Origin of the sequence: Klebsiella sp. Ech2A (assembly GCF_030078455.1) — a bacterium.
Taxonomy (GTDB): Bacteria; Pseudomonadota; Gammaproteobacteria; order Enterobacterales; family Enterobacteriaceae; genus Klebsiella; species Klebsiella terrigena.
In genome coordinates this window covers 47,318-56,989 of sequence record NZ_JAQGFU010000013.1, presented here as the reverse complement: position 1 = coordinate 56,989, position 9,672 = coordinate 47,318, and the positions used below count along the sequence as shown (strand labels likewise).

Sequence of the window (9,672 nt, the reverse complement as noted above, 5' to 3'; positions counted from 1 at the left end):
CCCGCCATAACCGCTGGCGTGGCGTCATCGCGCCAGCTCTCGGTTATCTCACTAAACACCGCCGCCGGGGATCTGCCGTTGAGGCGGGTTACGCCAGCTTCCGACTGCCTGCTCTCCAGGCATATGTCGCCCTGAAAAAGCCAGGCGCGCAGGTTGGTCGATCCCCAGTCAATTGCGATGTAGCGAGATGTCATGTGATTTCCTTCAGCCTTCGTGTTGAGCTGGCGATCATGGTGAGCGCCGCCTGCTCCGCCGCTTCGCTATCCTGATGCCGGATAGCATCAAACAGCGCCTTATGTTCCTGGAGGGTCTTCGGCATATTGCCTTCATCCCCCATCCAGGTTCGTTCAAATACCGCTCGCTGCAGCGAGCTAATTGCCACGCTCAGCTGCTGTAACACCGGATTATGCACCGACTGCAGCACCGCTTCGTGATAGCGAATGTCGGCTTCGTTAAACGCATCCCGGTCCTGGTTATTGGCAATCATCTCGTTCAGCGCGTCTTCAATTTGCGCCAGATCGCTGGAGGTCGCGCGTTCAGCCGCCCAGCGGGCGATGGCCGGTTCCACCAGGTTTCGCACCTCGCTCATCGCGCCAATCAGGCGCGGGTCGTAATCATTCTCCAGCACCCACTGCAGCACCTCGGTATCCAGGTAGTTCCAGTGGTTACGCGGCGAAACGAAGGCTCCGCGATAGCGCTTCATCTCAATCAGCCGCTTCGCCATCAGCGAGCGAAACACTTCCCGGATAATATTGCGCGACGTTTCAAACTCTTCGCACAGGTCCGCTTCTGCCGGCAGCGCCGAGCCGGGAACGTATTTGCCGCCGACAATCTGGCGGCCCAGCGTCATGATGATGCGATCGGTTTTAGTCAGGTTCATGGCACGTCCTCTAAGAAAACACTCTGCCTTACTTTACCCTGACTGCCGGTTTGCGCCTCAACTTTGTAGTACTAACGTGATAGCACTCATCATTGCCTCTGACCGTAATGTAGTACAATGACATTGTGTTGTACTACAATTTAGATCACAAAAACGACAATTGCTGATAAGAATATTAATGGCGGGGAAACGGCAGACATAAAAAAACCCGCGAGGATCGCGGGCTGATTTCCAGGGAAGAGGGCTTAATTTAGAACATATTTTTCAATGGCATACGCCACGCCGTCTTCAAGATTTGATTTGGTAATAAAGTTTGCCGCTTCTTTCACGGTCGGTATCGCGTTATCCATCGCCACGCCGACGCCGGCGAACTCAATCATCGCGATGTCGTTTTCCTGATCGCCAATCGCCATGATCTCTTCCTGCTTGATATTCAGCGCGTCGGCCAGCGACTTCACGCCGGTGCCTTTATTGACCCGCTTATCGAGGATCTCGAGGAAGTATGGCGCGCTTTTCAGCACGGTATACTTCTCTTTCACTTCAGCCGGAATGCGGGCGATGGCCTGGTCCAGAATCACCGGCTCATCAATCATCATCACCTTCAGCAGCTGGATGTTGGGATCCATATTTTCTGCTTCACAGAAGACCAGCGGGATGGTTGCGACGTAGGATTCATGCACCGTGTAGTAGCTCACATCGCGGTTAGCGGTATAGAGCGTATTGCGGTCAAGCGCGTGGAAGTGGGAGCCGACGTCGCGGGAAAGCTGTTCCAGATAGCGGTAGTCATCATAGCTCAGCGCAGTTTGCGCGACGGTGCTGCCGTCGCTTGCCTTCTGCACTAACGCACCGTTGTAGGTGATGCAGTAGTCTCCCGGCTGCTCCATGTGCAGTTCTTTCAGGTAGCTGTGCACGCCGGCATACGGCCGACCGGTGGTCAGCACCACGTTGACGCCGCGCGCACGGGCCGCGGCAATCGCGGTTTTAACGGCAGGAGAGATGGTATGGTCCGGCAGCAGAAGCGTGCCGTCCATATCAATTGCAATCAGTTTAATGGCCATGAGATCCCCAGGTAAGATGAGTCCTGACTCATGCTAACGCGATTCCGCTCAAAAAACAGCAACAGAAACCAGGGAAAACGAGGATGGGTTCGGCAGGAGAGATTCCCCTTTTCCTGCGTAAAAAAACCCGGATGACGCCGTTAAGCGTGCGATCCGGGTTTATCAAACGCCTACCCCGGTCAGCGAAGCGCCAGACCGGGGAATCTGCGGCTTAGATATCGATATTCGCCGCTTTCAGGGCGTTTTCTTCGATAAAGGCGCGGCGCGGTTCAACGGCGTCGCCCATCAGGGTGGTGAACAGCTGGTCAGCGGCGATCGCGTCCTTAACGGTGACGCGCAGCATACGGCGGCTATCCGGGTCCATGGTGGTTTCCCACAGCTGATCCGGGTTCATCTCGCCCAGACCTTTATAGCGCTGGATAGCCAGGCCGCGTCGGGACTCTTTCACCAGCCACTCCAGCGCCTGCTCGAAGCTGGCAACCGGCTGACGGCGTTCGCCGCGTTCGATAAACGCGTCGTCTTCGACCAGGCCGCGCAGCTTCTCGCCGAGGGTGCAGATACGACGGTACTCGCCGCCGGTCACAAACTCATGATCCAGCGGATAATCGGTGTCTACGCCGTGGGTACGGACGCGAACAATCGGCTCAAACAGCTGCTGTTCGCTGTTTTCGTGAATGTCGAATTTCCACAGGCTACCGTGCTGCTCTTTCTCATTCAGATCGGTTACCAGCGCATTCACCCAGCGCGTAACGGCCTGCTCGTCAGAAAGCTCGGCTTCGCTCAGCGTTGGCTGGTAGATAAGCTCTTTCAGCATCGTTTTCGGGAAGCGACGCTCCATGCGGCCAATCATTTTCTGCGTGGCGTTGAACTCAGCAACCAGCTTCTCTAACGCTTCGCCGGCCAGGGCCGGGGCGCTGGCGTTAGTGTGCAGGGTAGCGCCATCGAGGGCGATGGAGATCTGGTACTGATCCATCGCTTCATCGTCTTTAATGTACTGTTCCTGCTTGCCTTTCTTCACTTTGTACAGCGGCGGCTGCGCAATGTAGACGTGGCCACGCTCAACGATTTCCGGCATCTGACGGTAGAAGAAAGTCAGCAGCAGGGTACGAATGTGTGAACCATCGACGTCGGCATCGGTCATGATGATGATGCTGTGGTAGCGCAGCTTATCCGGGTTGTACTCGTCGCGGCCGATACCGCAGCCCAGCGCGGTGATAAGCGTAGCGACTTCCTGGGAAGAGAGCATCTTGTCAAAACGGGCCTTCTCGACGTTGAGGATTTTACCCTTCAGCGGCAGGATAGCCTGGTTTTTACGGTTACGGCCCTGCTTGGCAGAACCGCCCGCGGAGTCCCCTTCCACGAGGTACAGTTCGGAGAGCGCCGGGTCGCGTTCCTGACAGTCCGCCAGCTTGCCCGGCAGACCGGCCAGGTCCAGGGCGCCTTTACGACGGGTCATCTCACGGGCACGGCGTGCCGCTTCGCGCGCGCGCGCGGCATCGATAATTTTGCCTACCACGATCTTGGCGTCTGACGGGTTTTCCAGCAGATATTCGTTCAGCAGCTCGTTCATCTGCTGCTCTACCGCGGTTTTCACCTCGGAGGAGACCAGCTTGTCTTTGGTCTGCGAGGAGAACTTAGGATCCGGTACTTTTACGGAAACGACGGCAATCAGGCCTTCGCGGGCATCGTCGCCGGTGGCGCTGACTTTCGCCTTTTTGCTGTAGCCTTCTTTATCCATGTAGGCGTTCAGGGTACGGGTCATCGCCGCGCGGAAGCCCGCAAGGTGCGTCCCGCCGTCGCGCTGCGGAATGTTGTTGGTAAAGCAGTAGATATTTTCCTGGAAGCCGTCGTTCCACTGCAGCGCAACTTCAACGCCGATACCGTCTTTTTCGGTGGAGAAATAGAAGATATTCGGGTGAATTGGCGTTTTGTTCTTGTTGAGATACTCAACGAACGCCTTGATGCCGCCTTCGTAGTGGAAGTGGTCTTCTTTGCCGTCACGCTTATCGCGCAGGCGGATGGAGACGCCGGAGTTCAGGAACGACAGCTCGCGCAGGCGTTTAGCCAGAATCTCATACTCGAATTCGATCACGTTGGTGAAGGTTTCATAGCTCGGCCAGAAACGGACCATGGTGCCGGTTTTTTCGGTATCGCCGGTCACGGCCAGCGGCGCCTGCGGCACGCCGTGGGCGTACAGCTGACGGTGAACTTTATTATCGCGCTGAATCACCAGCTCCAGCTTCTGCGACAGGGCGTTAACCACGGAAACGCCTACGCCGTGCAGGCCGCCGGAAACTTTATAGGAGTTATCATCAAACTTGCCGCCTGCGTGCAGTACGGTCATGATGACTTCTGCCGCCGATACGCCCTCTTCCGGGTGAATACCGGTCGGGATGCCGCGACCATCATCCTGTACGGAGACGGAGTTATCGCTATGGATGGTGACAACGATGTCTTTACAGTACCCTGCGAGCGCTTCGTCGATAGCGTTATCCACAACCTCGAATACCATGTGGTGCAGACCGGTGCCGTCATCCGTGTCGCCGATATACATACCCGGGCGCTTACGCACCGCATCCAGCCCTTTCAGGACTTTGATACTGGAGGAGTCATAAGAATTCGACATCAACGTTTCTCGCTCATTTAATCTTGGGTTAATCCGTTATTTTACCCTTTTCCACGGTGAACATCTTCGAATTTTTGTCCGACATGTCCATTACGTGCTCAGCGCTTATTGCGCTGACGAAAACCTGCGACTGCGTGGCTTTTAAGCGGCTGGCAAGCAGCCCGCGCCGCGCGTCATCAAGTTCCGAGGCAAAATCATCTATCAGATACAGACAGCGTCTCCCGCTTTCGCGGGTTAAAAACTCGCCCTGTGCCAGCCGTAGCGCGCACATCAGGAGCTTAAGCTGTCCACGTGACAAGGTATCTTCGACCGGCGCACCATCGGCACGTATGCGGAAATCCGCTTTGTGCGGGCCGTGGGCGGTATAGGTCAGCATGCGGTCACGCTCGAAGTTTCTCTCCAGTACCTCAGCGTAATCCGTTTCTTTTTCCCAGCCGCGCTGGAAGGAAAAGGTCAGAGAGAATTCAGGTAAAAACTGCTTACAGGTATCCGCCATGTCTTCGACGATAGCGGCGCTGTAGTCGGCACGCCAGCGGCTAATCTGCTCCGCCAGCGGGATCAGCTCCAGATCCCAGGGCCGAATTTGCGCGTAGCGGTTAACCTGACGCAGCGCGGCGTTGCGCTGCTTCAGCAGGCGCTTCAGGTTGCTCCAGGCGGTAAAAAACCCGCTTTCATTGTGAAAGCATCCCCAGTCAAGGAAGGCTCTTCTGTACTTCGGGCCGCCGTTGAGCAAAGTAAACCCTTCCGGCGTAATCAGCTGCATCGGCATTAAATGCGCCAGCTCGGCCACTTTGTGACCATCGGTGCCGTCAATCCGCACCTTGCTGTCGCCGAGCTTGTCTTTAGTCAGGCCGATGGCGACTTCGCGCTCGTCATCCTGTAAGCGCCCGTGCAGGATAAATGACTCCTGCTCATGGCGGATGACGCGACCAATTTGCAAACTGCGAAACGCCCGGCCGTGACCAAGCGTATAAATGGCTTCCAGCACGCTGGTTTTGCCGCTGCCGTTGGCGCCAACCAGAAAGTTAAAGCCGGGAGATAGGGCGAGATCCGCATTTTCGATATTGCGGAAGTCTTTAATCAGGAGTCGGGATAGCGACATATCAACTCATAGCCAGGGCGTTATCGTCGCAGTTAGTCTGGTTACGGCCAGCGCGAAGCAACCGGAGCGTACTAAAGTACGTGAGGATTGCGAGCGCTGCCCGGAGCCAGAATAACAAGTAAGATAGCCCGATATTTTCTACAACCTCATGGGCATGACGACGTAGGCTGCCGATTGCGACGCCGCATCCTCAATCTGCACGCTCGACACCGAATCGGTCAGCAAAATACGCACGTTTTCGCACTTCAGCGCATTCAGCACGTCCAGCACGTAGCTGACGTTAAAGCCAATTTCCATCTCGCTGCCGGAGTAAGAAACGTCGAGGATCTCTTCCGCTTCTTCCTGCTCCGGGTTGTTGGCGGTGATTTTCAGCTGATTTTCGCTTACGTAGAGGCGCACGCCGCGGAACTTCTCGTTCGAGAGAATTGCCGCCCGCGCAAACGCCTGCTTGAGGATATCGCAGCCGGCATCCAGATGCTTATCCGGATTCTTCGGCAGCACGCGGCGGTAGTCAGGGAAACGACCGTCAACCAGCTTCGAGGTAAAGATGAAGTCGCCGACGTGGGCGCGGATGTTGTTGCTGCCAATCTGCACGCGCAGCGGCGTATCGCCACCGTCGAGCATGCGCATCAGCTCAATCACCCCTTTACGCGGCACGATCACCGAATGGTTAGGCAGCGATTCACCCAGCGGCATAGAGCAGACCGCCAGGCGGTGCCCGTCGGTTGCGACGGTGCGCAGCTCGTCGCCTTCGGTCTCAAACAGCATACCGTTTAAGTAATAGCGGACGTCCTGATGCGCCATTGAAAACTGGGTGGCTTCAATCAGGCGCTTCATCGTCGCCTGCGGCAGCGTGAATTCAACTTCGCTCTGCCAGTCGTCGAGATTAGGGAAATCAGCGGCAGGCAGCGTCGACAGCGAGAAGCGGCTGCGCCCGGAGCGCACCAGCATCCGATCGCCTTCCAGCTGAACGGCGATCTCCGCCCCTTCAGGGAGGCCACGGCAGATATCAAAGAATTTACGTGCCGGAACCGTCGTAGCGCCCGTTTCATGCGGTTGCATCAGCGCAACGCGCGCCACCATTTCCATTTCCAGGTCCGTACCGGTGAGCGACAGCGCGCCTTCCGAGACCTGAAGCAGCAGGTTACCGAGAATGGGCAGCGTCGGACGACCGCCTAACGGGCCGCTTACCTGTTGCAAAGGTTTTAATAAATGTTCACGTTCTACGGTAAATTTCATAGCGTCACGAGGATAATGTTCTGATTAAATTGGAAAAATCTTCTTTGATATCGTGGCTTTCTTCACGCAGCTGCTCAATCTTACGGCAGGCGTGCAGCACGGTGGTATGGTCACGGCCACCGAACGCGTCGCCAATTTCCGGCAAACTGTGGTTCGTCAGCTCTTTAGCCAGCGCCATCGCCATCTGACGAGGACGCGCCACCGAGCGGGAGCGGCGCTTGGAGAGCAGATCCGCCACCTTAATTTTATAGTACTCCGCCACCGTCTTCTGAATATTGTCGATGGTGACCAGCTTTTCCTGCAGCGCCAGCAGATCGCGCAGCGCTTCGCGCACGAAATCGATGGTGATCGCCCGGCCGGTAAAGTTGGCGTTAGCGATAACGCGGTTCAGCGCCCCTTCCAGCTCACGTACGTTGGAACGTAAACGCTTGGCAATAAAGAAGGCCACTTCACCCGGCAGACGAATGTCGTTTTCGTCCGCTTTTTTCATCAGGATCGCCACGCGGGTTTCCAGCTCAGGCGGCTCGATCGCCACCGTCAGCCCCCAACCGAAGCGTGATTTCAGACGATCCTCAACGCCGTTGATCTCTTTCGGATAGCGATCCGAGGTGAGAATGATCTGCTGATTACCTTCCAGCAGGGCGTTGAAGGTGTGGAAAAACTCTTCCTGCGAGCGCTCTTTATTAGCAAAGAACTGAATATCATCGATCAGCAGGGCGTCTACGGAGCGGTAGTAGCGCTTAAATTCTTCGATCGCGTTGTTCTGCAAGGCTTTAACCATGTCCTGAACAAAGCGCTCGGAGTGCATATAGACCACTTTGGCGTTCGGTTTGCGCGCAACAATGCCGTTACCGACCGCGTGCAAAAGGTGGGTTTTACCCAAACCGGTACCGCCATAAAGGAATAACGGGTTGTAGGCGCCGCCCGGGTTATCCGCAACCTGACGCGCCGCCGCGCGGGCCAGCTGGTTAGACTTACCTTCGACAAAGTTATCAAAGGTATGCTTGACGTTGACGTTAGAGCGGTAGGTCGGTTCCGCCGGCGCCGGGACGTTATCCCAGCCTGGGCGGACGATCGTCGGCGCAACGCGCGCCATCTGGACCTGCGCGGCCGGTACGGCTGCCGCGACGTTGTTTACCGCGCCGCGCTGCGGCTGTACCGCCGGTTTAGTGCCGACTTCAAACCGCAGCTGTGGGGCATCAGCACCGCAAAAATCATTGAGGAGTCCATTGATATTATTGAGGTATTTATCCCTTACCCAATCGAGCACAAAACGGTTTGGCGCATACAGTGCCAGCGTGTTATCGCTCAGTTCCGCCTGCAACGGGCGTATCCACATACTAAATTCTGTGGCTGGTAACTCATCCTGCAATCGGGCAAGACACTGCTGCCAAAGCGAAAGTGACACGGCGGACTCCACTCGAACATAAAATCGATATAAAGAAAAAAGAAACAATCGTGATTGTTGGCGCACGTCGACCAGACCCTGCATAAGCCGAAAAGCCCCTGCACAAAAGGGGTGACGTGCGAACCGCTATCTGCGGTTTTTGTCCGATGCGGATCCGGGGATCGCGATCGGGACCGGGGATCATAGCCTAAACTGAAAAAGATATCTTGTGTTTCTCAACAGATTCTTCCCGTTTTATCCACAGGAAGGATCGAAGCCGGGTAAGTGTAATCGATCCTGGGAAGGGTGGGACACGATTTCGCCCGCATATTGGAAAAATTAATGAGCTATGCCGGTTTTGGGCCTAAACGATCTAACAAAGATCCCCTGCGATCCTTGCGCTTTACCCGTCAGGCCGTATAATCCTCCACCCGGTGCGTAATGCCCGTTTTCCGCAGCCTGTCTCAGCTCATTTTTTGTGCGACAAGGTGTGAGAAATAAGGAAAGAGAATTGACTCCGGAGTGTACAATTATTACAATCCGGCCTCTTTAATCACCATCGCTGAGGCGTTAGTCGTTCGAAGTTCGTTCGGGTATACGCAAAAGTCAGTGAAATAATTCAAGTTTAGGTAGAAACCGCCATGAAACGCACTTTTCAACCGTCTGTACTGAAGCGCAACCGTTCTCACGGCTTCCGTGCACGTATGGCTACTAAAAATGGTCGTCAGGTTCTGGCACGTCGTCGTGCTAAAAGCCGTTCCCGTCTGACCGTTTCCAAGTAATAAAGCTAACCCTGCGTGGTTAAGCTAGCATTTCCCAGGGAGTTACGTTTGTTAACTCCCAGTCATTTCACTTTCGTCTTCCAGCAGCCACAACGGGCTGGCACGCCGCAAATCACCATCCTCGGCCGCCTGAATTCGCTGGGGCATCCCCGCATCGGTCTTACTGTCGCCAAGAAAAACGTCAAACGCGCGCATGAACGCAATCGGATTAAACGTCTGACGCGTGAAAGCTTCCGTTTACGTCAGCATGAACTCCCGCCAATGGATTTTGTGGTGGTGGCAAAGAAAGGGGTTGCCGAACTCGATAACCGTGCTCTCTCGGAAGCGTTGGAAAAATTATGGCGCCGCCATTGTCGCCTGGCTCCCGGGTCCTGATAGGCCTTATACGGGTCTATCAGCGCCTGATTAGTCCGCTACTCGGGCCGCATTGTCGTTTCACTCCAACCTGTTCAAGCTATGGAATTGAGGCATTGCGCAGGTTTGGGGTGGTAAAAGGCAGTTGGTTGACAGTGAAACGCGTATTAAAATGCCACCCTTTACACCCTGGTGGTGACGATCCCGTCCCGCCTGGACCATTTGATACCAGAGAACACTAACG

The 9,672-nt window shown here is 55.5% G+C and carries 11 protein-coding genes; 4 read left to right on the top strand and 7 right to left on the bottom strand.

Annotated elements, in window-relative coordinates; all coding sequences use genetic code 11:
• The 7 genes from PFH44_RS05300 to dnaA all read right to left on the bottom strand — a co-directional run.
• A partial coding sequence (locus PFH44_RS05300; protein ID WP_283824484.1) for a 2-dehydro-3-deoxygalactonokinase occupies positions 1-194 on the bottom strand: 194 nt, incomplete at its 3' end.
• Positions 191-880, bottom strand: coding sequence for a D-galactonate utilization transcriptional regulator DgoR (gene dgoR, locus PFH44_RS05295; protein WP_041143329.1), 690 nt, complete (start codon positions 878-880; stop codon positions 191-193). The genes dgoR and PFH44_RS05300, both read right to left, overlap by 4 nt.
• A 245-nt stretch (positions 881-1,125) precedes the next feature.
• Positions 1,126-1,938, bottom strand: a complete 813-nt coding sequence (gene yidA / locus PFH44_RS05290; RefSeq protein WP_045853748.1) for a sugar-phosphatase — start codon at positions 1,936-1,938, stop codon at positions 1,126-1,128.
• A 211-nt stretch (positions 1,939-2,149) separates the two neighbouring features.
• Positions 2,150-4,564 carry a DNA topoisomerase (ATP-hydrolyzing) subunit B gene (gene gyrB, locus PFH44_RS05285; protein ID WP_045853747.1) on the bottom strand — a complete coding sequence of 805 codons (2,415 nt, stop codon included), beginning with the start codon at positions 4,562-4,564 and terminating at the stop codon, positions 2,150-2,152.
• 28 nt (positions 4,565-4,592) lie between these two features.
• Positions 4,593-5,666, bottom strand: coding sequence for a DNA replication/repair protein RecF (gene recF / locus PFH44_RS05280; RefSeq protein ID WP_283824483.1), 1,074 nt, complete (start codon positions 5,664-5,666; stop codon positions 4,593-4,595).
• Positions 5,667-5,804: 138 nt separating this feature from the next.
• The gene (gene dnaN / locus PFH44_RS05275) at positions 5,805-6,905 is read right to left on the bottom strand and encodes a DNA polymerase III subunit beta (RefSeq protein ID WP_076947911.1); all 1,101 of its coding nucleotides are present in this window, start codon (positions 6,903-6,905) and stop codon (positions 5,805-5,807) included.
• 4 nt (positions 6,906-6,909) lie between these two features.
• A complete protein-coding gene (gene dnaA / locus PFH44_RS05270; RefSeq protein WP_045853744.1) occupies positions 6,910-8,313 on the bottom strand; it encodes a chromosomal replication initiator protein DnaA in 1,404 nt (467 codons plus the stop codon).
• Positions 8,314-8,634: 321 nt separating this feature from the next.
• Here dnaA and PFH44_RS28050 point away from each other — a divergent pair, with 321 nt between their 5' ends.
• From PFH44_RS28050 to yidD, 4 genes are all read left to right on the top strand, one after another.
• Positions 8,635-8,715 carry a hypothetical protein gene (locus PFH44_RS28050; protein ID WP_421673008.1) on the top strand — a complete coding sequence of 27 codons (81 nt, stop codon included), beginning with the start codon at positions 8,635-8,637 and terminating at the stop codon, positions 8,713-8,715.
• 218 nt (positions 8,716-8,933) lie between these two features.
• Positions 8,934-9,074, top strand: coding sequence for a 50S ribosomal protein L34 (rpmH, locus tag PFH44_RS05265; RefSeq protein ID WP_002220736.1), 141 nt, complete (start codon positions 8,934-8,936; stop codon positions 9,072-9,074).
• Between the two features lie 15 nt (positions 9,075-9,089).
• Positions 9,090-9,449 carry a ribonuclease P protein component gene (gene rnpA, locus PFH44_RS05260; RefSeq protein ID WP_071844868.1) on the top strand — a complete coding sequence of 120 codons (360 nt, stop codon included), beginning with the start codon at positions 9,090-9,092 and terminating at the stop codon, positions 9,447-9,449.
• Positions 9,413-9,670 carry a membrane protein insertion efficiency factor YidD gene (gene yidD / locus PFH44_RS05255; RefSeq protein WP_071844869.1) on the top strand — a complete coding sequence of 86 codons (258 nt, stop codon included), beginning with the start codon at positions 9,413-9,415 and terminating at the stop codon, positions 9,668-9,670. Before rnpA ends, yidD begins: the two co-directional genes overlap by 37 nt.
• Positions 9,671-9,672 lie beyond the last annotated feature (2 nt).